Origin of the sequence: Cellulomonas chitinilytica, assembly GCF_016862675.1 — a bacterium.
In the GTDB taxonomy this organism is placed as follows: domain Bacteria; phylum Actinomycetota; class Actinomycetes; order Actinomycetales; family Cellulomonadaceae; genus Cellulomonas; species Cellulomonas chitinilytica.
This window is the reverse complement of the sequence record NZ_BONK01000008.1, coordinates 85,171-110,884: the sequence shown is the minus strand read 5'-3', so window position 1 is coordinate 110,884 and position 25,714 is coordinate 85,171. Positions and strand designations below refer to the sequence as shown.

Here is a 25,714-nt window from a genome sequence, read left to right as displayed (position 1 = left end):
CTCACTCCCGGGGCGCCTCGTCGGGCCGTTCGAGCGCGTCCTTCCAGCCCTGCGCGTACGCCTCGGCGCTGCCCAGGTGGAACATGTCGTCGTCACCCGTCCGCACGAGCACCCGGGCACCGGGTCCGTCGTCGACCGTGACGAGGTGCGCCAGACCGCGGACCACCGCGAGGGGCCGCCCGGCGGCCTTGCCCTTGACGAGCTCGGCGGCGGACGCGATCTCGTCGGCGACCGCCGCGACCGTCATGACGAGCGGCCGGCCGAACGAGTCGACCTGCCCGCGCAGGTCGTCGAGCACCTCGACGCCGGCGGCACCGATCGCGAGGTCCGTGACGCCCTGCCGCCACGGCCGCCCGGCGGTGTCCGTGAGGACCAGACCGAGCCGCACCCCGAACGCGGCCTGCAGCGCGGCGCGCAGGTGGCGGGCCGTGCCGTCGGGGTCGAGCGGCAGCAGGAGCACCGTGCCCGCAGGGGTGTTGCTGGCGTCGACGCCGGCCGCGGCCATGACGAGCCCGAGCCGGTTCTCCACGATCCGTGTGACGCCCGTGGCGTGCTCGCGCGTCGCGACGACGCGGACCGTCTCGTCGGTGATCGCCTGCTCGCGGTCGTCGGCGGCGACCACCCTGCCCTCGGCCTTGGACACGACCTTGCTGGTGAGCACCAGGACGTCGCCGTCACGCAGCGCGTGCTCGGGCGCGGCGTCGGCGTCGTCCCGCAGCAGGGCGACGAGCAGCCCGGCGAGGTCGTCGCCGGGCGCCACCTCGGGCAGGCCGGTCGGCGCCCACACCCGCACCTCGGTCGCCGTCATCGGACCAGCTTCGGCAGCACCTGCTCGCCGAACGTCTCGATCCACTCGCGCTGGTTGCGCCCGACGTTGTGCAGGTAGATCCGGTCGAACCCGAGGTCCACGTACTTCTGGATCTCGGCGCGGTGCACGTCGGGGTCGGACGAGATGACCATCCGGCCCTCGAAGTCCTCGGGACGCACGAGCTTGGCCATCTGCTCGAAGTCGAACGGCGACCGGATGTCGGCCTTCGGGAACTTCATGCCGCCGTTGGGCCACTCGTGCATCGCGTTGGCGAGGGCCTCCTCGTCGGTGGCCGCCCACGACATGTGCAGCTGCAGCACCTTCGGCAGGTCCTCCGGCGAGCGGCCGGACTCCCGCACGCCCTCGTCGAACTTGCCGAACAGCCCGGAGATCTTCTCCAGCGGCGCGCCGACCGTGATGAGGCCGTCGGCGTGCCGGCCGGCACGCTTGGCGGTCACCGGGCCGGCGGTGGCCACGAGGATCTCGGGGGCGACCTCCGGCATGGTCCACAGCCGGGTCGACTCGAGCTTGTAGAACTGGCCCGCGTGCTTGACGTCCTTGCCCGCGAGGGACGAGGTGAAGAGCTTCTTGATGAGCTCGATCGCTTCGAACATCCGGTTGATGCGCTCGGGGGCCTCGGGCCAGTAGCCCGCGACGATGTGCTCGTTGAGCGCCTCCCCCGAGCCCAGGCCGAGCCAGTGCCGCCCGGGGTACATCGCCGCGAGCGTCGCGGACGCCTGGGCGACCATCGCCGGGTGCCACCGGAAGGTCGGCGCCGTGACGCCGGGGCCGATGTCGCCGACGGTCCGCTCACCCAGCGCCGAGAGCACGTTCCACACGAACGCCGCCTGCCCCTGAGCCGGCACCCACGGCTGGTAGTGGTCGGCCGCCATCACTCCCGAGAAGCCGTGCTGCTCCGCGTGCACGGACAGCGCGACCGCCTCGGTGGGGTGGAACTGCTCGAGCATCGCCGCGTACCCGACCGTCAGTCCGCTCGCACTCACACCGCTCACCGCGTCGCACCCCTTCGTCGTCCCTGCTCACCAGGCCACCGGCACCGGCAGCCTTCCGCGACCCTAACCTGCACGGGTGCCGGCGGTGTTCCCGGCGGCACAGGCCTCAGCCGAGCACGACGACGGTGCTGTCCGCCGTCGGCAGGCTGTACGCGAGCTGCCCGGCGGGAGTCACGTTCCACCACCCGTCGCTGTAGGGCGCCGAGACGTCCGCGGTGGGGTCGTCGGTCGCCATGCGCTGCAGCGTGTACTCGCCGTCACGTTCGACGAGCTGTGCGGACCACCGCCGCTCCCCGTCGTCGATCCCGTACGCGCGGACGACCCTGCCGTTCGGCACCAGCACGACCCGGCCGTCGGTGAACAGCTGGTCGGCGGGTGCCGGCAGTGTCGTCTTCCACAGCACGTCGCCGTCGTCCGCGTCGACGGCGGCCAGCTCGCTGCCGCCCGCGACGACGACCGTGCCGCGCACCAGGAACGACCACGACCCGAGCGTCACGTCGGCCTTCCACAGCACCGCCCCGGCCCGGTCCCGCCGGACGAGCGGACCGATGCTGCTGTCGGTCGTGAACGTCGCCCCGGGCCGGCTGCCGTCGTCGACGTAGATCGGGGCGGGGTCGAAGCCGGTCATGTCCCTGCTGGTGCCGTCGGCGTGCCAGAGCACGCCCCCGCCCTCCTGGGCGCCGTCCTGGTCGTACCGCATGATGAGCACCCCGTCCGGCACGAGCGAGACCCACCCCGGTCCGGTCCCGCCGCCGAGCCGATGCCCGGGGGTGCCGTCCGCGCCGAGGAGCCACGCCGTCGTCCCGAGGCTGAGCACCGTACGTGTGTCGTCGGCCATCACAGCCGGCGTGGTGTCCTGGTCGAGCTCGGCGGGCGCGTCGACGTGCGTCGACCAGTGCTCCGCGTCGTCGTACCCGCGCTCCACGACCTGGACGCCCCGGCGGTCGGGGTCGATGCTCGCCACCCAGTACGCGTCGTCGCCCACGAACAGCTCGGCACCCAGCGGCTCGTCCCGCCGCTCGACGACCGACCCGTCGCTCGCGTCGAGCACGACGAGCGCACGTACGGCGACCTCGTGCCCGAACCGGCCGTCGTCGGACTGCCAGCCGTAGCTGCGGCTGACGACGCACGCGACGCGCGACGGCTCGCCCTCGGGCGCCGTGCACCAGGTGGTCCCCGAGGGCTCGCTCCCCGCCTGGACCTCCGGCTCCGGCTCGGCCGCCGGAGGCAGGTCGACGGTGACGTCCCAGACCACCGCGCCGGTCGCCGGGTCGACCGCGAGCACGTGCGGACCGACGGCGACCGGCTCGTACGTCCCGCCGACGAGCAGGTCACCGACGCGGACGCCGTTCTGCACGGCGGAGGCGGCGTCGCCGTCGGCGACGAAGACGGATCGCATCGGCAGCTCGACCGGTGCCAGGAAGCCCGGCTCGTCGGCGAGCGCGGCGAGCTGTGCCCGCTCGCGGGCGTCGACGACCAGCTGCGCGACCACCGCGCCACCGACGACGACGACCGCGACGACGGCGGCGGTGAGCGCGCGTGCGGGGTGGCGGCGCACGACGTCGACGAGCCCGGAGCGGTGCTCCTCGTCGGGTCGCAGGTGCTCGTCGTCCTCGACGAGCTCCACGTACGTGCGGGCCATGGCCGAACGCTAGTCCGCCGCGGCGGGGAGCGGGGGCAGCGCGCGTGTGAACAACCAGGTCGTGATCAGGCCGTCGAGCGTCATGCCGGTCACGTGCGACGCCGTCTCGACGAACATCGCGGTGCTGACCGACCCGTGCGCGTACCGCCGTGTCCACGCCCGCAGGGCCGCGAAGAAGGCGTCGTCGCCCACGACGAGCCGGACGGCGTGCAGCGCGAGCGCGCCGCGCTTGTAGACACGGTCGTCGAACATGTGGTCCCGGCCGGGGTCGCCGACCAGGAGGTCCTGCGGCAGACCGGCGAGCCGGGCGTGCGCGGCCCGCGCCTGCGCGTCGGCGGTGCGCCCGCCCGACGCCTCGGACCACAGCCACTCGGCGTAGCAGGCGAAGCCCTCGTGCAGCCAGATGTCCCGCCAGCTCGCGACGGTGAGGCTGTTGCCGAACCACTGGTGCGCGAGCTCGTGCGCGACGAGCCGCTCGGAGCCCCGGACGCCGTCGACGTGGTTGGCGCCGAACACCGACAGGCCGTGCGCCTCGAGCGGGATCTCCAGCGGGTCGTCGGTGACCACCACGGTGTACTCGGGGAACGGGTAGGGCCCGAACCGGTCGACGAACAGCGCGAGCATCTGCTGCTGGCGGCCGAAGTCGCGCCAGAACGCCTCGCGCAGCCGAGGCGGCACGGACGCACGCTGCGGCACCGGGTCCGTGCCGCTCGTCAGCCGCTCGTACCGGCCGATCTGCACGGTCGCGAGGTAGGCCGCGGTGGGCTCCGGCTGGTCGAACACCCAGCGCACCCGGCTGGACCTGGCGGTGCGGGACCGCAGGACGCCGTTGCACACGACGTCGTACCCCGCCTCCGTGGTGATCTCGACGTGGAACGCGGCCTTGTCCGACGGGTGGTCGTGGCAGGGGAACCACGACGCCGCCCCGTCGGGCTGGCCGGCGACGATGACGCCGTCGCTCAGCTCCTCCCAGCCGACGTCGCCCCACGTCCCGTTGCGCGGCCGCGGGTGCCCGGCGTAGTGCACCTCGACGACGAGGCTCGCCCCCACGGGCACGGGCCGCTCGGGACGCACGACGAGCCGGCCCTCGCGATGCGTCCAGCGCACGGGGCGCCGCCCGTCGACGAGCACCTTGGACACGCGCAGGTGGTCGAGGGCGAGGGTGATCCGGTCGAGCGGGCGCTGCGCGGTCCCGTGCACCCGGGCCTCGCCGCTGAGCCGGTTGGTCGCGACGCGGTAGTCGAGGTCGAGCTCGTAGCGGGAGACGTCGAGGCCGCCGTCGACCCAGGCCGGCAGGTACGGGTCGGGCCCGGCTGCCGTCATGCGGCGCCCACGGGCACCACCGGGTTGCCGGTCCACGCGGAGCCCGCAGGGATGGCCTCGCCGCGCAGCACGAGCGAGGCAGGTCCGACGGCCGAGCCGTCGCCGAGGCTCGCCGCGGGCAGCACCACGCCGTGCGGGCCGAGGCTCGCGCCCGCCCCGAGGGTCACCGTGTCCATGCTCATCACCCGATCATGGAACAGGTGCGTCTGCAGCACGCAGCCACGGTTCACGCTCGCGCCGTCGCCGAGCTCGACGAGGTCCGCCTCCGGGAGCCAGTACGTCTCGCACCACACGCCGCGGCCGATCCGGGCGCCGAGGGTGCGCAGCCACACGTTGAGCGCCGGCGAGCCGACCGTCGCGGGCCCGATCCACGGCACGGCGACCGACTCGAGGAACGTGTCGGCGAGCTCGTTGCGCCAGATGAACGAGCTCCACAGCGGGTGCTCCCCCGGGGTCAGCCGACCGACGAGGAGCCACTTCGCCGCGGTGGCCAGGGCGCAGGCCACGGTCGCGGCGGCGAGCACGACCAGCGGTGAGGCGGCCGCGGCGACCAGCGGCCCGGCCTCGTGGACGACTCGCTGCAGGACGAGCAGGACGAGCACGCCGAGCCCGAACGTGCAGATCACCGGGACCACCCGGCACACCTCGACGAGCGCCCGTGCCACACGCGGGCGCACCGGCGGCTCGAACGTGCGCTCCTCGTCGACCTCGGCCGCGGCCCGACGCAGCTTGACCGGTGGCGACCCGAGCCATGAGGTGCCCGACTTCGCACGCTCGGGCGTCGCGGACAGCACCGCGACGAGCCCGCGCTTCGGCACGGCGCGGCCGGGCGCGATCATCCCCGAGTTGCCGAGGAACGCCCGTTTGCCGACCTTGGCCCCCTCGACCCGCATCCACCCGCGGCCCAGCTCGTAGGACCCGATGAGGGTGTCGTCGGCGAGGAACGCCCCGTCCCCGACGGTCGTCATGGACGGGAGCATGAGCACGGTCGACGCCTCGACGTCACGGCCCACGTCGGCCCCGAGGGCGCGCAGCCACCACGGCGTCGCGGTGCTCGCGTACAGCGGGAACAGCGTCGTGCGGGCGTCGTCCATGAGCCGCTGCGTGGCCCAGACCTGCCACCCGGAACGGCTGCGCACCGGGTGGTACCCCTCGCCGACGCCGATCGACAGGAGCCGGACCCCGACGAGGGTGGAGAGCGCGAGGACGACGAACGCGGTCACCGCCCCGAGCGGCACGGCGCGCAGCGCGTCGACGACCCCCTCGCCCCAGGAGCCGGACCCGCGCATCCCGAGCGCGACGACGACGAGCCCGCACCCGACGGCCACGACGGGCGTCGCCGCGAGCACCGCGGCCGTCGCCGCGTAGACGCCGACCCAGGCCCGCCCCCGGGGCGCCCGGGGCCGCGGCCACCCCTCACCCGCGGGCCCGTCGAACTGCGCCGGGGAGCCCGCCCACAGCTCACCGGGCGGCACCGACGACAGCACCGCGGAGCCGGGCGCGACCTGCGCCCCCTGCCCGACGCGCGTGCCGGGCGCGAGCGTGCTGCGGGTGCCGACGGTGGCCCGCTTGTCGATCCGGATGCGCCCGACGTGCAGCACGTCGCCGTCCACCCAGTGCCCGGACAGGTCCACCTCGGGCTCGACGCTGCACCCGTTGCGGAGCGTGAGCATGCCCGTGACCGGCGGGAACGCGTGCAGGTCGACGTCCTTGCCGACGTCGGCGCCGAGCGCCCTCGCGTAGACGACGGTCCACGGCGCGCACGAGAGGTTGCCGGCGCCGGCCGCGGCCGCCCAGCTCTCGGCGAACCAGAGGCGCAGGTGCACCGACCCGCCGCGCGGGTACCGGCCGGGGCGCACCCCGTGCAGGAGCCACCGGGCGACGAGCACCGTGGTCCCCATCCGACCCATCGGGCTGATGAGCACGAGCCACCCGGCGAGGACCCACCACCACGCACCGTCGACCTGCGGCGCCCAGGTGACGGTGCCGGTCCACCGCAGCACCGCGTCGGCGGCGAGGAGCCACGTCAGCCAGCGCAGGCCCACGAGCAGGGCGAGCGGGACGGCCAGCACGGTCTGGATCACCTGGGCGCGGCGGGGGGTCGGCAGGACCGTCCGGGCGTCGGCCGGCTCGGGCGCGTCGAACTCGTCGAGGCGCTGCACGAGAGCACCCAGCCGGGGGTTGTCGTACAGGTCGGCGACGGTGACGGTCGGGAACCGCTCGCGCAGCGCGGACACGAGCTGGGCGGCGACGAGGCTGCCGCCGCTGTCGGCGAAGAAGTCCTGGTCGGGGCCGGTCACGGCCGCGCCGAGCGCCGCGGTCCACCGGGTCGCGACCCAGGCGGCGGTGCCGGTGAGCGTCACCGCGGGCGCGTCGTCCGCGCCGACCCGCTCGAGGGGCCACGGCAGCGCGTCGCGGTCGACCTTCCCGGAGCCCCGGGTCGGCAGCGACTCGACGACGGCGAGCAGCGGGACGAGCGCGGGAGGCAGCACGTCGCGCAGCGCGGTCCTCGCGGCGTCGAGGTCCAGCTCGGCGCCGGGCGCCGCCATGAGGTACCCGACGAGCACCGCGGTCCCGGCCGGTGTGCGGCGCACGGCGGCGGCCGCCCCGGCGACGCCGGGCAGCCCGGCGAGCGCGCTGTCCACCTCGCCGAGCTCGATGCGCCGCCCGCCGACCTTGACCTGGTCGTCGGCCCGGCCGAGGAACACCAGCCCGTCGCTCTCGTTCCGCACGAGGTCGCCGCTGCGGTACGCCCGGTCCCACCCCAGCGCGGGGGCCGGCGCGAACTTCTCGGCGTCCTTGACGGGGTCGAGGTACCGCGCCAGCCCGACGCCGCCGATGACGAGCTCGCCGACCTCCCCCTCGCCGACGGGCGACCCGTCCGCGGCGACGACAGCCAGGTCCCACCCGTCGAGCGCGTGCCCGATCCGGACAGGCCCGTCACCGGTCATCCGGCTCGCGCACGCCACCACGGTCGTCTCGGTCGGCCCGTACGTGTTCCAGACCTCCCGGCCGTCGGCCACCAGCCGAGCCGCGAGCTCGGGCGGCACCGCCTCGCCGCCGAAGATCAGCAGCCGCACACCCGCGAGCTCGTCGGGCCGCCACAGCCCGGCGAGGGTCGGGACGGTGGAGATCACGGTGACGCCCTGCGCGACGAGCCAGGGGCCGAGGTCCATGCCGGTGCGGACGAGGGCCCGCGGCGCGGGGACGAGGCATGCGCCGTGCGCCCACGCGAGCCACATCTCCTCGCAGCTCGCGTCGAACGCGACGGACAGCCCGGCGAGCACGCGGTCGCCGGGGCCGAGGGGCGCGTCCCGCAGGAACAGCCGGGTCTCGGCGTCGACGAACGCCGCGGCGGAGCGGTGCGCGACCGCGACGCCCTTCGGCGCACCGGTCGAGCCGGACGTGAAGATGATCCACGCGTCGTCGTCGAGCCCCGGTCGTCGCGGCTTCGCGGTGCCTGCGCGGGCGGCCAGCGCGGGCAGGTCGCCCTCGGTGAGCACGCGGGCGACGGCGGCCTCCCGGAACACGGTCCGGGCGCGCTCGTCGGGGTCGTCGACGTCCACGGGGACGTAGGCCGCCCCCGCCGCGAGCACGGCGAGGATCGCGGTGTAGAGCTCGGCGGTCCCGGACGGGATCCGCACGCCGACCCGGTCGCCCGGTCCGACACCGGCCCGCACCAGGCCGGCCGCCCCCGCACGCACCGCGTCGGCGAGCTCAACGTAGGTGAGCACCGTCGTGCCGTCGTCGATCGCGGGAGCGTCGCCGTGCGCGGCGACCGTGGCGTCGAGGACGTCCACGAGGGTCCGCGGCTGCGCCGCGAGCCCTGACCTGCGGAAACCGTCTGCTTGAGTCACGTGCCATCCGGTCCGCCGGGCCCGGGACCTCCCCGTGCCGGCGTCGCCGGCCTCCCGTCGTCGTCCTGCGCACGCGTCGTCGACGACGTGTGCGACCTGCGAGCCTGGCACCACGCCGCAGCCCGACACGCAGGGCTGATCACCTGTTCATCGCGACGTCACCCAATGTTCGCCCGTAGGCGGCCCCGGCGCCGGGCGGGGACCCGGGGGCGTCCCGGCGACGCGACGTCGGACCGGCCGCCGGACGGTGCACCGGGGAGCCCCGCGCGATCTGGGAAGATGTGTGACCATGAGCGACCTGCGCCCGGATCCTGCCCTGTCCACGCCGAGCACCACCGGCGCGCGCGAGGTACCGGACCGCGTCTCGCTCGACGGCGTCGAGGAGCGCTGGGACGCCGCGTGGTCCGCGCAGGACCTTTACGGGTTCGACCGCTCGAAGACGCGCGACGAGGTCTACTCCATCGACACGCCGCCGCCCACGGTCTCCGGATCCCTGCACGTCGGCCACGTGTTCTCGTACACGCACACCGACGTCGTCGCGCGGTTCCAGCGCATGCGCGGGCGCGAGGTCTTCTACCCGATGGGCTGGGACGACAACGGCCTGCCGACCGAGCGGCGCGTGCAGAACTACTACGGTGTGCGCTGCGACCCGACGCTGCCGTACGTGCCCGACTTCGTGCCGCCGCACAACGGCACCGACGGCAAGGTCGTCAAGCCCGGTGACCAGGTGCCGGTGAGCCGCCGCAACTTCGTCGAGCTGTGCGAGGTGCTCACCGTCGAGGACGAGCGCCAGTTCGAGGCGCTGTGGCGCCGGCTCGGCCTGTCGGTCGACTGGTCCATGACGTACCAGACGGTGTCCGCCGAGTCCCGGGCCGTCGCGCAGCAGGCGTTCCTGCGCAACCTCGCACGCGGCGAGGCGTACCAGGCCGAGGCCCCGGGGCTGTGGGACGTGACGTTCCAGACGGCCGTGGCGCAGGCCGAGCTCGAGGCGCGCGACTACCCGGGGGCGTTCCACAAGGTCGCCTTCCACCGCGAGGACGGCGCTCCTGTCTACATCGAGACGACGCGTCCCGAGCTGCTGCCCGCGTGCGTCGCGCTCATCGCGCACCCCGACGACGAGCGCTACCAGCACCTGTTCGGCACCACGGTCACGTCGCCGCTGTTCGGCGTCGAGCTCCCCGTCCTCGCGCACCCGGCCGCCGAGCCGGACAAGGGCGCGGGCATCGCGATGTGCTGCACGTTCGGCGACCTCACCGACGTGCAGTGGTGGCGCGAGCTGCAGCTGCCGACCCGGTCGGTGGTCGGCCGTGACGGCCGGATCGTCCGCGACACCCCGGACTGGATCGGGTCGGAGGCGGGCCGGGCCCTGTTCGGCGAGCTCGCCGGCAAGACGACGTTCTCGGCGCGCGAGGCCGTCGTCGCGGGCCTGCGCGAGTCGGGCGACCTGGACGGCGAGCCGACGCCCACGCAGCGCAAGGCGAACTTCTACGAGAAGGGCGACAAGCCCCTCGAGATCGTCACGAGCCGCCAGTGGTACATCCGCAACGGCGGCCGCGACGAGCAGCTGCGCGAGGCCCTGCTCGCCCGCGGCGCCGAGCTCGGCTTCGCCCCCGACTTCATGCGGGTGCGCTACGAGAACTGGGTCGGCGGCCTCAACGGCGACTGGCTGGTGTCGCGGCAGCGGTTCTTCGGCGTGCCGTTCCCGGTCTGGTACCCGCTCGACGAGCAGGGCGAGGTCGACCACGACTCCCCGATCCTGCCGTCCGAGGACCTGCTGCCGATCGACCCGTCGTCCGACGTCCCCGCGGGGTACACGGCCGACCAGCGCGGCGTGCCGGGGGGCTTCGTGGGCGACCCCGACATCATGGACACCTGGGCGACGAGCTCGCTGACCCCGCAGATCGTCGGCGGCTGGCGCTCCGACCCCGACCTGTTCGCGCGCGTCTTCCCGATGGACCTGCGCCCCCAGGGCCAGGACATCATCCGCACCTGGCTGTTCTCCACGGTGGTCCGCAGCCACCTGGAGCACGGCTCGCTGCCGTGGACGCAGGCGGCGATCAGCGGCTGGATCCTCGACCCGGACCGCAAGAAGATGTCGAAGTCCAAGGGCAACGTCGTCACGCCCATGGGTCTGCTCGAGGAGCACGGCTCGGACGCGGTCCGCTACTGGGCGGCCTCCGCCCGGCTCGGCACCGACGCGGCGTTCGAGATCGGCCAGATGAAGATCGGCCGCCGCCTCGCGATCAAGGTGCTCAACGCGTCGAAGTTCGCGCTGTCGTTCGGCTCGCCGACCGAGCCCGTGCTGCTCGACCCGGCGCTCGTCACGAACCCGCTGGACCGCGCCATGCTCGCCGGGCTGGTGGACGTCGTCGAGAAGGCCACCGCGGCGCTGGAGTCCTACGACCACACGCGCGCGCTGGAGCTGTCGGAGACGTTCTTCTGGACGTTCTGCGACGACTACCTCGAGCTCGTCAAGGACCGCGCCTACGGTGCGGGCGCGACGGAGGTGAGCGCCGAGACGGCGTCCGCCCGTGCCGCCCTGGGCATCGCGCTCGACGTGCTGCTGCGCCTGTTCGCCCCGGTGCTCCCGTTCGCGACCGAGGAGGTCTGGTCGTGGTGGCGGGAGGGCTCGGTGCACCGCGCGCCGTGGCCGGACGCCGCTCCCCTGCGTGCGGCCGCGGGCGACGCGGACCCGTCCGTCGTCGCCGCCGCGGGTGCCGCCCTGGCGGCGCTGCGCAAGGTGAAGTCCGAGGCGAAGGTCTCGATGCGCACCGAGATCAGCGCGGTCCGCCTGGCCGTCCCGACGGCGCTGCGTGCGGGTGTCGACGCGGCGCTCGAGGACGTCCGGGCCGCCGGGCGCGTGGTCGGCACCCTGACGCTCGCCGACGACGACGGCGAGCAGGTCGTCGCGCACGACGCCGAGCTCGTCCCGGCGGCGGCGGTCTGACGATGCGCGAGTTCCGCTCGGAGAGCCTGGTGGACCCGGACCCGCGGTCCAGCATCCCCGGGCTGCTCGCCGAGCGGCTCGCGCGCGACCCGGACGGCGTGCTCATCGAGCGCTCCGCCGGGCCGGGCGCGCCGTGGACCCCGGTGAGCGTCGCGACGTTCGTCGCCGAGGTCCGGGCCCTGGCGAAGGGCTTCGTGGCGCGCGGCATCGAGCCGGGCGACCGGGTCGCGATCATGTCGCGCACCCGGTACGAGTGGACGCTCGTCGACTTCGCGGTGTGGGCGGCGGGCGCCGTGGGCGTGCCCGTCTACGAGACGTCGTCCGCCGAGCAGGTGCGGTGGATCTGCGCGGACGCCGGCGTGCGGCTCGCGGTCGTCGAGACGGCGACGCACGCCGCGGTGGTCACGCAGGTCCGGGACGACCTCCCGGGGCTCGCCCACGTCGAGGTCATCGACGGGGGCGGCCTCGACACGATGGCCGCCGACGGCGCGGACGTCCCCGACGAGGAGATCGACCGTCGCTCGGCGCTCGCGGGCATGGACGACCTCGCGACGGTCATCTACACGTCGGGCACCACGGGCCGGCCGAAGGGTGTCGAGCTCACGCACGGCAACTTCGTCGCGCTCACGCTCAACGGCGTCGACGGCCTCGGCGAGGTGTGCGCGCAGCCGCACTCCCGCACGCTGCTGTTCATGCCGCTCGCGCACGTGTTCGCACGCTTCATCCAGGTGCTCTGCGTCCCGTCGGGCGCGGTGCTCGGCCACACGCCCGACACCCGCAACCTCCTGCCGGACCTCGCCGCGTTCCAGCCGACGTTCATCCTGGCCGTGCCGCGGGTGTTCGAGAAGGTGTACAACTCCGCGGAGCAGAAGGCGGGCGCCGGCACGAAGCTGCGGCTGTTCCGTTGGGCCGCGAAGGCCGCGGTCGAGTTCTCGCAGGCCCTCGACACCGAGCGCGGACCGGGCGCGGCCCTGCGTGCGCGTCACCGGGCCGCGGGTGCGCTGGTGCACCACCGCCTGCGGGACGCGCTCGGCGGGCGCGCCGAGTTCGCGATCTCCGGCGGCGCCCCGCTCGGGGAGCGGCTCGGCCACTTCTACCGCGGCATCGGCGTGCACGTCCTCGAGGGCTACGGGCTCACCGAGACGACCGCCCCCACCGCGGTGAACCGTCCGGGCCTGACGAAGGTCGGCTCGGTCGGTCCGGCGTTCCCCGGCACCGCGCTGCGGGTCGACGACGACGGGCAGATCTGGGTGCAGGGCCCGCACGTGTTCCGCGGGTACCGGCACGACGAGGAGGCGACGAAGGCGGCGCTCGTCGACGGCTGGTTCCGCACAGGCGACCTCGGCACCCTCGACGACGACGGCTACCTGCGCATCACGGGCCGCACCAAGGAGATCATCGTCACCGCCGGCGGCAAGAACGTCGCCCCCGCCGCGCTCGAGGACCGGCTGCGCGGGCACCCGCTGGTCAGCCAGGTCGTCGTGGTCGGCGACCAGAAGCCGTTCATCGGCGCCCTCGTCACCCTGGACGCGGAGATGCTCCCCGGCTGGCTCGCGAACCACGGCCTGCCGTCGATGGACGTGGCCGCCGCCGGGGCCGACGAGCGGGTCCTGGCCGCGCTGGACCGTGCCGTCGACCGCGCGAACGAGGCCGTGTCCCGTGCGGAGTCGATCCGCAAGATCCGGGTGCTCCCGGAGGACCTCACCGAGGCGAACGGGTACCTGACGCCGTCGCTCAAGGTGAAGCGGTCCCTGGTGCTGCGGGACTTCGCCGCCGAGATCGACGCGCTCTACGTGGACACCCGCCCGGAGCACGCCGCCGGCTGACCTCACCCGGCGTCCGTCTTGTGAGACCAGGACGAACCGGCGCATTCTGGACACCGGGCGGGCTGTCGGGGGCCACCTGCCCGTCCAGCCGCCGCCCTCGTGACCGGTTCCGACGCGTCGCCGCCCGTCGGGGCCTCGGCGACGACGAGCCCGCGCCCGCCCCCACCAGCGAGGGGGAGTCATGCCCAAGAAGAACGACGGCGGCGGCCACATGCCCAACGAACCGGAGCACCCCGCCGCCGCACCACCGCCGGCGCCGCTGTCGCGCGGCTGGTGCGGCACCATGGACGAGCACCGCAAGCTGCTGTCGACGTCCGAGATGTACGCCCGCGCCCGGTCGTCCATCGAGAACAACGCCCGGGCCCGGCGGACCGCCCGGTTCACGGGCGTCGTGCACATCCCGGTCGTCGTGCACGTGGTGTACAGCACGGAGGCGCAGAACATCTCGGACGCCCAGGTGCAGTCCCAGATCGCGGTGCTGAACCGGGACTACCGTGCGACCAACCCGGACGTCGCGCACGTCCCGCCGGTGTTCGCGCCGCTCGTCGCCGACTCCCGCGTCGAGTTCCACCTCGCGACGTCCGACCCCGACGGGAACCCGACGACGGGCATCACCCGCACGTCGACGACGACCGCGTCGTTCCCGCAGGACGGGAACCCGATCAAGTTCACGGCCCACGGCGGGCACGACGCCTGGCCGTCGGACCGGTACCTCAACATCTGGGTCAGCACGATCCACAGCAGCCAGGGCGGCCTGCTCGGGTACGCCCAGTTCCCGGGCGGCCCGGCGGAGACCGACGGCGTCGTCATCGCGGACACCGCGTTCGGCGACACGGGCACGGCCGCGGCCCCGTTCGACCTCGGCCGCACGGCCACGCACGAGGTCGGGCACTGGCTGAACCTGTTCCACATCTGGGGCGACGACGGCACGGGCTGCGCCGGCTCCGACGAGGTGGACGACACCCCGAACCAGGCGAGCGAGAACTACGGCACGCCGGCGTTCCCGCACGTGAGCTGCAGCAACGGGCCCAACGGCGACCTGTTCATGGACTACATGGACTACACGGACGACGCCGCGATGTTCATGTTCACGCACGGCCAGGCCGCCCGGATGGCCGCGACGCTCGAGGGTGCCCGCGCGTCGTTCCTCGACCTGGGGGCACCCGTCACGGTGATGCCCGAGCCGGCCGGTCCCGTGGTCTCGTGGGACGCCGACCGCATCGACGCGTTCGTCATCGGCACGGACCGGGCGACGTACCACAAGTGGTGGGACGGCACGCAGTGGGGGCCGTCGACCCAGGGGTACGAGTACATGGGCGGCGTGTGCCTGAGCCCGCCCGAGGTGGCCGCGTGGGCGCCCGGACGTCTCGACGCGTTCGTCCTCGGCACGGACCGGGCGATGTACCACAAGTGGTGGGACGGGACGGCGTGGGGTCCGGGCGTCACCGACTGGGAGTCGCTCGGCGGCACGTGCCTCGAGACCCCGAAGGTCGTCACGTGGGGACCGAACCGGCTCGACGCGTTCGTCGTCGGCACGGACCGGGCGCTCTACCACAAGTGGTGGGACGGCACGGCGTGGGGGCCGAGCGTCGACGGCTACGAGTCGATGGGCGGCACGGTCGTGGGCCGCCCCGAGGCCGTCGCCTGGGGCTCGAACCGGCTCGACGTCTTCGTCGTCGGGACCGACAGCGCGCTCTACCACAAGTGGTGGAACGGCTCGGCGTGGGGGCCGAGCGTCACCGGCTACGAGTACATGGGGGGCATCTGCAGCAGCGCGCCCGCGGCCGTCGCGTGGGGCGCGAACCGGCTCGACGTCTTCGTCGTCGGGACCGACAGTGCGCTTTACCACAAGTGGTGGGACGGCTCCGCGTGGGGACCCGGCGTGACGGACTACGAGTACATGGGCGGCGTCTGCACGAGCCCGCCGACGGTGGTCTCGTGGGGCGACGGACGGGTCGACGTGTTCGTCATCGGCACCGACAGCGCGCTTTACCACAAGTGGTACGACCGGGCCGGGGGCTGGGGGCCGTCCGTGACGGACTGGGAGTTCATGGGCGGGGCGTGCGTGTCGCCGCCGCGCGTCACGTCGTGGGGCCCGAACCGGCTCGACGTCTTCGTCGAAGGGACCGACGGCGCGCTGTACCACAAGTGGTGGGACGGCTCGGCGTGGGGTCCCAGCGTCGACGGCTACGAGTCGCTGGGCGGGGTCATCAGCAACATCCGCACGGCACAGGTCCCGCACTCCCCCGCCGACCTCGAGAAGGTCAAGTCCGACGCCCCCGCCGGCCGGAGGTCGAGCCGGCGCCGGTGAGGCACGCTCGGCGCGTGCCGGTGAGGCACGCTGGGAGCACCGACGACACGCTCGAGGAAGGTCGACGACATGGGCGACGACGCCCGGGTGACCGGCAGCTGGATCCGCACGCCCGAGGAGGACCACGACGGGGTGGCGGTGTACCGGGCCCGCGGCAGCAACCTGCCGCCCTCCCGGCTGCGCCGCGGCCTCGAGCTGGCCGACGACGGCACCATGACCGAGCTCGGCATCGGGCGCGACGACACCGAGACCCGGCGCACCGGGCGGTGGAGCGCCCCGTCGCCGGGCCGTCTGGTGCTGACCGGGGAGGGTGAGGCGCCCGGTCGGACGCTGCGGGTGGTGCGGCTCGAGGAGGACCGGCTCGAGGTCGTGGAGGAGCTGTGAGCGGGGTCAGCTACGTGGTCGTCGACTCCCCGGACACCGCGGACCTCTCGGCCGCCGGGCGTGGCGAGCGCGGCCCGGCCTTCCGGGCTCGCGTCGGGGGCCGGGAGATCCGGTGGGACGTGGCGCCCGACGGCGACGCCGGCGCACGCGCACCGGGCACCACCCGCACCGCCGCCCTGCGGCTCGTCACGCAGGTCGGTCGTGCGTTCGAGGACGCGCACCCGGGGGTGCGGCCGATCGTCGCGCACGGCCGGCACCTCGTCGTCGACGGGTCGGTGGACCTCGGCAGCACCGACCACTGGCGGGTCATGCCGCTGCCGAACGGCATCGCGATCGCGGAGCCGTCGACCGCGGCACCCGCCCGGCTCGACGACTCCGCACGCGCCCTCGCGGACGCCGTCGACGCCGAGGCGTTCCGGTCCGACGTCGCCTGGCTGGCCGGCCTGCCGACCCGGCACTCGCTCAGCGACGGCTTCGCGCAGGCGCTCGACGAGTCGCAGTCCCGGCTCGACGCCCTGGGCTACGCGACCAGGCGCGAACCGGTCACGGTCGGGGCGGGCGGCTGCGAGAACCTCGTGGCCGACCGCAGCGGTGACGGCGGCGGCGGGCTCGTCGTCGTCACCGCGCACCTGGACTCCGTCAACCTGGCGGGCGGCCCGTCCGCCCCCGCCCCGGGCGCGGACGACAACGGCAGCGGGTCCGCCGGGCTCCTCGAGCTCGCGCGCCTCCTCGCGACCCGCACGTGGCAGCACGACCTGCGCCTCGTCCTGTTCGGCGGCGAGGAGGAGGGGCTGTTCGGCAGCACCCAGCACGTCGCGGCCCTCCCCCGGGCCGACCGGCTCCGGATCCGGGCCGTGCTCAACATGGACATGATCGGCACCCGGAACACCGCCACCGCGACCGTGCTGCTGGAGGGTGCCGAGCTGTCGTCGTCGCAGATCGCCGAGCTGTCCGCGGCAGCGGCGGCCGTGACGGACCTCGCGGTCGAGACCTCGCTGTCCCCGTTCGCGAGCGACCACGTGCCCTTCATCAACCGCCGCATCCCCGCGGTGCTCACCATCGAGGGCGGCGACAGCGCGAACGGCCACATCCACTCCGCCGCGGACGTCGCGACCCACGTCGACCCGTCGTTCGCGCGGCAGATCCTCCGGATGAACGTCGTGGCGCTCGCCGGGTGGCTCGTCGCGGTCGTCGTGCCCGGCGAGCCCGACCCGCCCGACGACTGCTGAGCCCCTCAGACCACCGACCGCAGCCGCCGCTGGTCGGCGGACTGGCTCGGCACCGACTCGCTCGGCGTCGACCCGTCCGACCAGCGCAGCACCGCGCCCACCCCGTCGACGAGCTCCACCGTGCCGTCGTCGGCGAACGTGACCCCGGCGTCCTGCCCGAGCGCGGCCCGCAGCAGCGCGACCCCCGCCGGCATCCGTCGCCGGTCGTCACCGACCCCGAGCGACGACAGCTCGTCCGCGTCGAGCGCGACCTGCAGCGGCTCCGGCCCCACCCACAGCTCGCGCTCGCCGAGCCCCGTGATCGCCGAGGTGTGCAGGACCAGCTCGTCGACCTGCCCCCGTCGCAGCACGTCGATGACGTCGTCGAGCGCGGTCACGGCGCCCTCGCCGCGGCCGAGCTGCTGCCGGAAGCGGTCGAGCACCGTCTCCCGCCGGCGCCGCCGGAACTCGGCGACGACCTCTGCGACCTTCCCGTCGAACGCGTCCTGGTGCACCCCCTCGCCTCGCGTGCCGCCGAGCACCTCGACGACCAGCTCCGCGGCGGGACGCCCCAGGGCCTCCTTGACGAGCGCGACCGCCCGCACGTCCCCCGTGAGCACGACGACGTCGGGCGCCTGCTCGGCGACCCGGCGGTCCAGCGCCTCCGCGACGGCCTCGGCGTTGCGCTGCCACGAGTCCTCCGCGCGCGTCTGGCTGCGCCGGTCGAGGCCGCCCTCACGCGTCTTGTGCACGTCGTCGTGCCCACCCTCGACGTGCTCGACGTCCACGGCGCCGGCAGGCCGTGACCCGTGGCTCGTGCGCACGAGGTCCGCGCCGTTGCGGTCCACCCGGACCACGACCAGGTCGACCGTCTCGTCCGCCGCCCGCACCGCAGGCAGCAACGCCGGCGCGGGACCGTGCACCGCGCTCGACTGCGCGGGCGGCTCGGCCAGCACCCGGTCCACGACCACGCCGTGGGCGTCCGCGACGACGACCCGGCCGTGCGGTCCGCGCACCCCGGTGGGCGTGGCGACCAGGTCGCCGATCTCGTCCAGCACACCGCTCGGCGCGCCGTCGCGCTCGAGCGTCCGCCGCAGTGCACGCCAACGGTCGACGGTCTCCGTCTCACCCGCCGACTCGGCGCGGGTCGCGTCGAGGTACACGGTGGTGAACGGAGCCGGGCGTCCGAGCAGCGGCTTGAGCCAACGAAGATCCATGGGCAGCACCCTCCGGGTCGACAGGTCCCCGGGCGACCGCTGAGCACGCTCCGCCCCCGCGCGTCCTGCCGGGGCTGACCCCCCTACAGTCGCCCACCGGGCGAGCGGGCGCCACTCCTGCGCCAGAGCCGCCGGTCAGCCCGACCGTCAGCCTCGCGCGGCGTGGTCCTGCGCGATCTCCTCGTGGTGCCGGATGACCTCCTCGACGATGAACGCGAGGAACTTCTCCGCGAACACGGGGTCGAGGTCCGCCTGGTGCGCGAGGTCCCGGAGACGGGCCACCTGCTGCGCCTCACGCCCCGGGTCGGACGCCGGCAGCCCGCGCGACGCCTTGAGGACACCGACCTGCTGGGTCGCCTTGAACCGCTCGGCGAGCAGGTACACGAGCGCCGCGTCGATGTTGTCGATGCTCCCCCGCAGGCGCGCGAGCTCGGCGGGGATCGGGGCCGGCAGGTCGCTCACGTGCGTGATCCTAGGCGCAGCGGCGCGTGGGCCGACGAACCGTCCGGGGACCGACCGTCAGGCGCTCTTCTCGCGCGGCGTCCGCTTGTCCTGCGGGGTCTCGCGCGGCACGAGCGTCGGGTTGACGTTGTCCAGCACCACGTCGCGGGTGATGACCACGCGGGCCACGTCGTCGCGGCTCGGCACCTCGAACATCACCTGCTGGAGGACCTCCTCCATGATCGCCCGCAGACCGCGTGCGCCCGTCCCCCGCAGCAGCGCCTGGTCGGCGATGGCGGCGACGGACTCGTCGTCGAACTCGAGCTCGACGCCGTCGATCTGGAACATGCGCTGGTACTGCTTGACGAGCGCGTTGCGCGGCTCGGTGAGGATCCGCACGAGCGCGTCCTGGTCGAGGCGGGCGACCGCCGCGACGACCGGCAGGCGACCGATGAACTCGGGGATCAGGCCGTACTTCTGCAGGTCCTCGGGGCGGACCTCGGAGAACAGGTCGCCCTCGTCGTGCGCCTCGAGCAGCGGGGCGCCGAAGCCGACGACACGCTTGCGGGCACGGGCCGCGATGATGTCGTCCAGGCCCGAGAACGCACCGGCCACGATGAACAGCACGTTCGTCGTGTCGATCTGGATGAACTCCTGGTGCGGGTGCTTGCGGCCGCCCTGCGGCGGGACCGAGGCGGTGGTGCCCTCGATGATCTTCAGCAGCGCCTGCTGCACGCCCTCGCCGGAGACGTCGCGCGTGATCGACGGGTTCTCGCTCTTGCGGGCGATCTTGTCGATCTCGTCGATGTAGATGATGCCCGTCTCGGCCTTCTTGACGTCGTAGTCGGCGGCCTGGATGAGCTTGAGCAGGATGTTCTCGACGTCCTCGCCGACGTAGCCCGCCTCGGTGAGGGCCGTCGCGTCCGCGATCGCGAAGGGGACGTTCAGCATGCGGGCCAGGGTCTGCGCGAGGTACGTCTTGCCGGTGCCCGTGGGGCCGACCAGCAGGATGTTCGACTTCGCGATCTCGACGTGGTCCTCGGCCGACGCGCGACCGGCCTCGCCGGCCTGCACCCGCTTGTAGTGGTTGTAGACGGACACCGCGAGGGCCCGCTTCGCCGACTCCTGGCCGATGATGTACTGCTCGAGGAACTCGAAGATCTCCTTCGGCTTCGGCAGCTCGACCATCCCGACCTCGGTGGCCTCGGCGAGCTCCTCCTCGATGATCTCGTTGCACAGCTCGATGCACTCGTCGCAGATGTAGACGCCGGGGCCCGCGATCAGCTTCTTGACCTGCTTCTGGGACTTGCCGCAGAACGAGCACTTGAGGAGATCGGCTCCGTCCCCGATACGAGCCACGCGCGTCCCCTTCCTGTGTCGCCCTCCGCCCGGCGGGCGGTGCGTCGTCCGTCCTCACCCCCCGAGGGGGTGACGTCTCCCCCATTGCACACCACGCCAGCCGCCGTGTCAGCCGAACCGGCCCGCGTGGCGACGGCGTGTCCCCCGTCCGGACCTCGGCGTGTCGCGTTTTGCGGCCGCCGGCGGCCCGAACGGGGGCCGCCGCCGGGTCCGTGGGGACCCGGCGGCGGCGCCGCGTCAGGTGGGCTGGACCACCGTGGGGACGACCCCCTTGCGGCTGGCCAGCACCTGGTCGACGATCCCGTACTCGGCCGCCTGCTGGGCCGTGAGGATCTTGTCGCGCTCGATGTCCTTGCGGACCAGCTCGAGGTCGCGGCCCGTGTGGTGGGACAGCGTCTCCTCGAGCCACTCGCGCATCCGGATGAGCTCGTTCGCGTGGATCTCGATGTCGGACGCCTGCGCGTAGCCGCCACCCTCCATCGCGGGCTGGTGGATGAGCACGCGCGCGTTCGGCAGCGCGAGGCGCTTGCCGGGCGAGCCCGCCGCCAGCAGGACGGCGGCGGCCGACGCGGCCTGACCCAGGCACACCGTGACGATCTGCGGCTTGATGTACTGCATCGTGTCGTAGATCGCCGTCAGCGCCGTGAACGAGCCGCCGGGCGAGTTGATGTACAGCGTGATGTCACGGTCCGGGTCCGTGCTCTCGAGCACGAGCAGCTGGGCCATGACGTCGTCCGCCGACGCGTCGTCGACCTGCACGCCGAGGAAGATGATGCGGTCCTCGAACAGCTTGGTGTACGGGTCCTGGCGCTTGAAGCCGTAGGCCGTGCGCTCCTCGAACTGCGGCAGCACGTACCGGCCGGACGGCGACGACGGGGCCAGGCCACCGGGACCGGCGAGAGCGCCGGCCCGGGCCATGAACTGGGACTCCATGCTCACGGGATTCTCCTTGGGTTCAGATGGGGTCGGGTGGGGCGGGCGCCGCTCAGGCGGTGCCACCGCCGCCGGCGACCGACCCGGCGCGCTCCACGACGTGGTCGACGAAGCCGTACTCGAGCGCCTCGGGCGCCGTGAACCAACGGTCGCGGTCCGCGTCGGCGTTGATCTGGTCGACGCTCTTGCCGGTCTGCTCCGCGGTCAGCTCCGCCAGCACGCTCTTCATGTGCAGGATCAGCTGCGCGTTGATGCGCACGTCGGTCGCCGTGCCGCCGATGCCGCCCGACGGCTGGTGCATCATCACGCGGGCGTGCGGCAGGGCGTAGCGCTTGCCCTTCGCACCCGACGAGAGCAGGAACTGGCCCATCGAGGCGGCCATGCCCATCGCGATCGTCGCCACGGCCGGCTGGATGAACTGCATCGTGTCGTAGATCGCCATGCCGGCCGTGATCGAGCCGCCGGGCGAGTTGATGTACAGCCAGATGTCCTTGTCGGGGTCCTCGGCCGCGAGCAGCATCATCTGCGCGCAGATGGCGTTCGAGTTCTCGTCACGCACCTCGGAGCCGAGCCAGATGATGCGCTCGCGCAGCAGCCGGTTGTAGATGTGGTCGTTGAGGCCGAGGCCCGGGGAGTCCGCCCGGGCGATCGCCGGCATCTGCTCGTTCACGAAGGCTCCTTCGTCTGACGTCCGCTGCTGGTCCTGCACCGCGCCACCGGGTCTCCCCGCCGCGCGCTGCAGTGACACTAACGCCCGGGCACGCCCGCCCATGGCGCGCCGCCCGGGGTTTTCGCTGTCGGCGCAGCACCGACGACGAGGGCCCCGCACCGGTCGCGGTGCGGGGCCCTGCGTCTCGTGCCGGAGAGGTCAGACCGCCGGGATGGCGGTCGCCGCGTCGGAGCCCGCCACCGGGGCCGACTCCTGCTCGGCGGCGGCCTCGGCCGCGTCCTCCTCGTCCGAGCCGATGAACTCGGACAGGTCCACCGCCCCGCCCTTGCCGTCGGTGACGGCGACGTGGCGCAGCGCGACGGCGAGCGCCTTCGAGCGGGCGACCTCGGCGACCATCGCGGGGATCTGGCCCTGCTGGTCGACGGTCTGGATGAACGTGTTCGGGTCCATGCCGTACTGGCGGGACGCGCTCACGAGGTAGTCGAGCAGCTCCTGCTGGCTGATCTTGATCTCGAGCTGCTCGGCGAGCGTGTCGAGCAGGATCTGGTTGCGCAGCGCCGTCGTGGCCTGCTCGCCGACCTCGGCGCGGTGCTCGTCGTCCTCCAGGCGGCCCTCGCCCTCGAGGTGACGGTGCACCTCGGCCTCGACGACGCCGCTCGGCACGGGGATCTCGGTGCCGGCGAGCAGCTGCTCGAGCAGGAGGTCGCGGGCCTGGACGGCCTGGTTCGAGGCCTTGATGCGGCCGGCCTGCTCGCGCAGGTCCGCCGTCAGCTCGTCGAGCGTGTCGAACTCGCTGGCCAGCTGCGCGAAGTCGTCGTCCGCGTCGGGGAGCTGGCGCTCCTTGACCGTGCTCGCGGAGACGGTGACCTGGGCGGTCTCGCCGGCGTGCTCGCCACCCGCGAGGGCGGTCTCGAACGTCGTCGACTCGCCGCCCGACAGGCCCGTGAGCGCCTCGTCGAGACCCTCGAGCATGTTGCCCGCACCGATCTGGTAGCTGACGCCGCTGACCGAGTCGACCTGCTCGCCGTCGATCGCGGCGACGAGGTCGAGGACCACGAAGTCGCCCTCGACGGCCGGGCGGTCCACACCCACGAGCGTGCCGAACCGCTCGCGCAGCGCGTCCAGGCGACCCTGCACGTCCTCGTCGGAGACCTCGACGTCGTCGACCGTGATCGCGAGGCCGTCGAGCGCCGGGACCGTGATCTCCGGGCGGACCTCGACCTCGGCGGTGAAGTGCAGCTCACCCTGGTCCTCGCCGGGGACGAGCCCGGGGACCTTCGTGACCTCGACCTCGGGCTGGCCGAGCGGGCGCAGCTTGTTCTCGCGGACGGCCTCGGCGTAGAAGCCGGACAGGCCCTCGTTGACGGCGTGCTCGATGACCGCGGGGCGGCCGACGCGCTGGTCGATGATGCGCGGCGGGACCTTGCCCTTGCGGAAGCCCGGCACCGTCACCTGCTCGGCGATGTGCTGGTAGGCGTGCTCGATGCTCGGCTTGAGCTCGTCGTACGTCACCTCGACGGTCAGCTTGACCTTGGTGGGCTCCACGGTCTCGACGGCGCTCTTCACTTCGATGCTCTCCAACTGATTGGGGCCGGCGCCGGCGACTTCCGGCTGATGGCACGCTCTGAGGGCTGCGCGCAACCGATCCGGGCGCGCACACGCGACCCTCGATGCTACGCCACCGCGAGGATCTCCCGCCAAAGCCGCCGGTGGGGCCACCGCCGCGCGAAGGCCCCACCGGGAAGACGCGTCATGCCGCCTCGGCGTGCTCCTGCTCGGCGGGCGACGTGGCGGCAGCCGCCACGAGCTCCTCGATCACCTCGACGGTCCGGGTGACTCCGTCGTACCGCGCGTACTCCTCGGCGAGCATCCGGGCCACGCCCCCGTATGACGGCTGCCCGAGCACCTCGCGGACCCCGGCGCGCACCGCGGCCGACGTGGTGACGTCCGTCAGCCGGTCCGTCGGCAGCGCGACGCCCGCGCCGGACCACACCACCCGGGCCCCCACCTCGGCCTTGTCCTCCGAGCGCCCGGCGATGACGAGCGGGACGCCCGCGGCCAGCGCCTGCTGCACGCCGCCGAAGCCGCCGTTCGTCACCATGACGTCGACGAGCGGCAGGAGCCGGTCGAACGGCACGAAGCGCGCGGCCCGCAGGTTCGCCGGCGGCTGCTCGGGCAGCACGTCCTGCGGCTCGGCGGTCGCCGTCGTCGCCACCACGAGCACGTCCTCGCCCGCGAGGGCCTCGATCGCCGGCCACAGCAGCCGCTCGGGATCCGTCGCGATCGTGCCCTGCGTGACGAGGACGACGGGCGTGCCCGCGGCACGGGCGGCGAGGACGTCGCCCCACCACGCGGGCGGGACGAACAGGTCGATGCCGGCGGGCAGGAGCGGGCCGACCAGCTCGACGTTCTCGGGCAGGTCGCTGCGCGGGTACTCGAACGACGGCACGGACGGGTGCAGGACCCGCGTCGTGAGGCTGTGGATCCAGTCCATGAAGAACCCGTCCGGCACCGGCAGCCCGGCGTCCAGCACGACCTGGCGGGCGGCGCGCTGCGCCTCGCGGAACAGCACCTTCTGCGTGAACCACCCGAGCACCGCGTAGCGCAGCGCCTGCATCCCGGTGCGCGGCGGCTGCAGGCCCAGCCCGAACGGCGCCGTGTCCTTGCTCGAGATCGGCAGCGGCGTCACCGAGATCAGGACCGACGGGATGCCGTGCCGACGCGCGACGATGCCGCCCGCGACGAAGCCGTTGTCCAGGACGACCACGTCGGGCCGCTCGTCCTCGACGAGCGCGTCGAGGTCGGTGAGGAACCCGGGGACGGTGCCGACGAAGTGGTGCAGCACGTCCCACTGCAGCCGCTTCACGCCCGGAGCGGGCGCGCCGTGCGCGAGCGACCAGGCGTCGATCTCGGCATCGTCCAGGTCGCGGCCCACGACCATCGGCGCCGCCTTCGCGCCCGCCGCGACGACGGCGTCACGGAACTTCGAGCCGGTGTAGACGACGACGTCGTGGCCGTCGTCGACGAGCCGGCGGACCAGCGGCAGCGCGGGTCGCACATGACCGGTGATGGGGCTGAGGGTGAACAGGATCCTGCTCATCGGAACGTCTCTCCAGGGGTGCGTCGGGACAGTCCCCGATCAGGACACCCGGCGGTTCCTCCTGATACGTCCGCGTCGGACAGGCGTCCGGAACGGCTACCCGACCGGCACGCCCTCGACCGCCGCGACGACCCGCCGGGCCGTGCCCGGCCGCCACCCGAGGTTCATGCGCAGCAGCGGCTCGCCGTCCGACCGCATCCCGATGCTGACCTCGGCGAGGATGCGCTGCTTGCGGCTCGCGGTGACCTCCGCGAGCGGCACCTGCATCAGCAGCTCGGGGTCGGCGAAGTCCGGCCGCGACAGGACGAAGACCCGCCGGCTCGTGACAACCAGCCAGGACGGCGCGGTCGACGTGACCACCGTGAACGAGCCCGCCGTGGCGATCCCGAGCGCGAGCGAGCCGGCCGTGCGGGCCAGGGTCCGCTTCGCCTCGTCGCGCGTCTTCAGCTTCTTGACCTGCATCCCCGTCTGGACGACGACCGTCTCGTCGTGCTCCAGGATCGTCGACAGGACCTTCTGCAGCCTGCTCTTCGCTGACATGTGCCACGCACCTCACGGGGTCGGACGGCCGGATCGCGGCGCGACCGTATCGCGAGGTTCCGCACCGTTTCGGCGGAAAGCCACCCATGTCCCCCGGACGAGTGAACGCACGCCCCTGACGTGCACCGTCACCAG

General features: G+C 73.6%; 18 protein-coding genes. 5 read left to right on the top strand and 13 right to left on the bottom strand.

The window, feature by feature from the left end; all coding sequences use genetic code 11:
• Position 1: 1 nt before the first annotated feature.
• From Cch01nite_RS12640 to Cch01nite_RS12620, 5 genes are all read right to left on the bottom strand, one after another.
• A complete protein-coding gene (locus tag Cch01nite_RS12640; protein ID WP_203754776.1) occupies positions 2–808 on the bottom strand; it encodes a coenzyme F420-0:L-glutamate ligase in 807 nt (268 codons plus the stop codon).
• On the bottom strand, positions 805–1,776 hold the full coding sequence (locus tag Cch01nite_RS12635) for a TIGR03557 family F420-dependent LLM class oxidoreductase (protein WP_203755310.1): 972 nt from the start codon (positions 1,774–1,776) through the stop codon (positions 805–807). Before Cch01nite_RS12635 ends, Cch01nite_RS12640 begins: the two co-directional genes overlap by 4 nt.
• 151 nt (positions 1,777–1,927) lie before the next feature.
• Positions 1,928–3,463, bottom strand: a complete 1,536-nt coding sequence (locus tag Cch01nite_RS12630; RefSeq protein ID WP_203754773.1) for an outer membrane protein assembly factor BamB family protein — start codon at positions 3,461–3,463, stop codon at positions 1,928–1,930.
• A gap of 9 nt (positions 3,464–3,472) precedes the next feature.
• Entirely contained in the window at positions 3,473–4,786 is a 1,314-nt protein-coding gene (locus Cch01nite_RS12625; RefSeq protein WP_203754770.1) for a M1 family metallopeptidase, read from the bottom strand.
• Positions 4,783–8,643, bottom strand: coding sequence for a Pls/PosA family non-ribosomal peptide synthetase (locus Cch01nite_RS12620; protein WP_203754767.1), 3,861 nt, complete (start codon positions 8,641–8,643; stop codon positions 4,783–4,785). Before Cch01nite_RS12620 ends, Cch01nite_RS12625 begins: the two co-directional genes overlap by 4 nt.
• Before the next feature lie 289 nt (positions 8,644–8,932).
• Here Cch01nite_RS12620 and valS point away from each other — a divergent pair, with 289 nt between their 5' ends.
• The 5 genes from valS (at position 8,933) to Cch01nite_RS12595 (ending at position 17,340) form a co-directional block, all read left to right on the top strand.
• Positions 8,933–11,590 (top strand): valine--tRNA ligase, encoded by a 2,658-nt coding sequence (gene valS, locus Cch01nite_RS12615; RefSeq protein WP_203754765.1) that lies wholly within the window; start codon positions 8,933–8,935, stop codon positions 11,588–11,590.
• Positions 11,591–11,592: 2 nt separating this feature from the next.
• Positions 11,593–13,416, top strand: coding sequence for an AMP-dependent synthetase/ligase (locus Cch01nite_RS12610; RefSeq protein WP_203754763.1), 1,824 nt, complete (start codon positions 11,593–11,595; stop codon positions 13,414–13,416).
• 181 nt (positions 13,417–13,597) lie between these two features.
• Positions 13,598–15,727, top strand: coding sequence for a DUF8189 domain-containing protein (locus tag Cch01nite_RS12605; RefSeq protein ID WP_203754761.1), 2,130 nt, complete (start codon positions 13,598–13,600; stop codon positions 15,725–15,727).
• Between the two features lie 69 nt (positions 15,728–15,796).
• Positions 15,797–16,111 (top strand): hypothetical protein, encoded by a 315-nt coding sequence (locus Cch01nite_RS12600; protein WP_203754759.1) that lies wholly within the window; start codon positions 15,797–15,799, stop codon positions 16,109–16,111.
• Positions 16,108–17,340 (top strand): M28 family metallopeptidase, encoded by a 1,233-nt coding sequence (locus Cch01nite_RS12595; RefSeq protein WP_203754757.1) that lies wholly within the window; start codon positions 16,108–16,110, stop codon positions 17,338–17,340. Before Cch01nite_RS12600 ends, Cch01nite_RS12595 begins: the two co-directional genes overlap by 4 nt.
• A gap of 5 nt (positions 17,341–17,345) precedes the next feature.
• Here the strand turns inward: Cch01nite_RS12595 and Cch01nite_RS12590 are convergent, their stop codons facing one another.
• The 8 genes from Cch01nite_RS12590 to Cch01nite_RS12555 form a co-directional block, all read right to left on the bottom strand.
• Positions 17,346–18,536, bottom strand: a complete 1,191-nt coding sequence (locus tag Cch01nite_RS12590) for a baeRF2 domain-containing protein (protein ID WP_203754755.1) — start codon at positions 18,534–18,536, stop codon at positions 17,346–17,348.
• A gap of 147 nt (positions 18,537–18,683) precedes the next feature.
• The gene (locus Cch01nite_RS12585; protein ID WP_203754753.1) at positions 18,684–18,998 is read right to left on the bottom strand and encodes a chorismate mutase; all 315 of its coding nucleotides are present in this window, start codon (positions 18,996–18,998) and stop codon (positions 18,684–18,686) included.
• A 57-nt stretch (positions 18,999–19,055) separates the two neighbouring features.
• The gene (gene clpX / locus Cch01nite_RS12580) at positions 19,056–20,336 is read right to left on the bottom strand and encodes an ATP-dependent Clp protease ATP-binding subunit ClpX (RefSeq protein ID WP_203754751.1); all 1,281 of its coding nucleotides are present in this window, start codon (positions 20,334–20,336) and stop codon (positions 19,056–19,058) included.
• 237 nt (positions 20,337–20,573) lie between these two features.
• Positions 20,574–21,275, bottom strand: a complete 702-nt coding sequence (locus Cch01nite_RS12575) for an ATP-dependent Clp protease proteolytic subunit (RefSeq protein ID WP_275407205.1) — start codon at positions 21,273–21,275, stop codon at positions 20,574–20,576.
• A gap of 46 nt (positions 21,276–21,321) precedes the next feature.
• Entirely contained in the window at positions 21,322–21,939 is a 618-nt protein-coding gene (locus Cch01nite_RS12570; RefSeq protein WP_275407204.1) for an ATP-dependent Clp protease proteolytic subunit, read from the bottom strand.
• A gap of 198 nt (positions 21,940–22,137) precedes the next feature.
• Positions 22,138–23,505 (bottom strand): trigger factor, encoded by a 1,368-nt coding sequence (gene tig / locus Cch01nite_RS12565; protein WP_203754749.1) that lies wholly within the window; start codon positions 23,503–23,505, stop codon positions 22,138–22,140.
• Positions 23,506–23,689: 184 nt separating this feature from the next.
• On the bottom strand, positions 23,690–25,039 hold the full coding sequence (locus tag Cch01nite_RS12560; RefSeq protein WP_203754747.1) for a glycosyltransferase: 1,350 nt from the start codon (positions 25,037–25,039) through the stop codon (positions 23,690–23,692).
• A gap of 96 nt (positions 25,040–25,135) precedes the next feature.
• Positions 25,136–25,579: a hypothetical protein gene (locus tag Cch01nite_RS12555; protein ID WP_203754745.1), complete on the bottom strand. Its 444-nt coding sequence runs from the start codon at positions 25,577–25,579 to the stop codon at positions 25,136–25,138.
• Between the last annotated feature and the right edge of the window lie 135 nt (positions 25,580–25,714).

Coding starts and splice junctions, on each gene's coding strand:
- Cch01nite_RS12640 (WP_203754776.1), bottom strand. CDS start 808: ATGACGGCGACCGAGGTGCGGGTGTGGGCGCCGACCGGCCTGCCCGAG.
- Cch01nite_RS12635 (WP_203755310.1), bottom strand. CDS start 1,776: ATGCTCGAGCAGTTCCACCCCACCGAGGCGGTCGCGCTGTCCGTGCAC.
- Cch01nite_RS12630 (WP_203754773.1), bottom strand. CDS start 3,463: ATGGCCCGCACGTACGTGGAGCTCGTCGAGGACGACGAGCACCTGCGA.
- Cch01nite_RS12625 (WP_203754770.1), bottom strand. CDS start 4,786: ATGACGGCAGCCGGGCCCGACCCGTACCTGCCGGCCTGGGTCGACGGC.
- valS (WP_203754765.1), top strand. CDS start 8,933: ATGAGCGACCTGCGCCCGGATCCTGCCCTGTCCACGCCGAGCACCACC.
- Cch01nite_RS12610 (WP_203754763.1), top strand. CDS start 11,593: ATGCGCGAGTTCCGCTCGGAGAGCCTGGTGGACCCGGACCCGCGGTCC.
- Cch01nite_RS12605 (WP_203754761.1), top strand. CDS start 13,598: ATGCCCAAGAAGAACGACGGCGGCGGCCACATGCCCAACGAACCGGAG.
- Cch01nite_RS12600 (WP_203754759.1), top strand. CDS start 15,797: ATGGGCGACGACGCCCGGGTGACCGGCAGCTGGATCCGCACGCCCGAG.
- Cch01nite_RS12590 (WP_203754755.1), bottom strand. CDS start 18,536: ATGGATCTTCGTTGGCTCAAGCCGCTGCTCGGACGCCCGGCTCCGTTC.
- Cch01nite_RS12560 (WP_203754747.1), bottom strand. CDS start 25,039: ATGAGCAGGATCCTGTTCACCCTCAGCCCCATCACCGGTCATGTGCGA.
- Cch01nite_RS12555 (WP_203754745.1), bottom strand. CDS start 25,579: ATGTCAGCGAAGAGCAGGCTGCAGAAGGTCCTGTCGACGATCCTGGAG.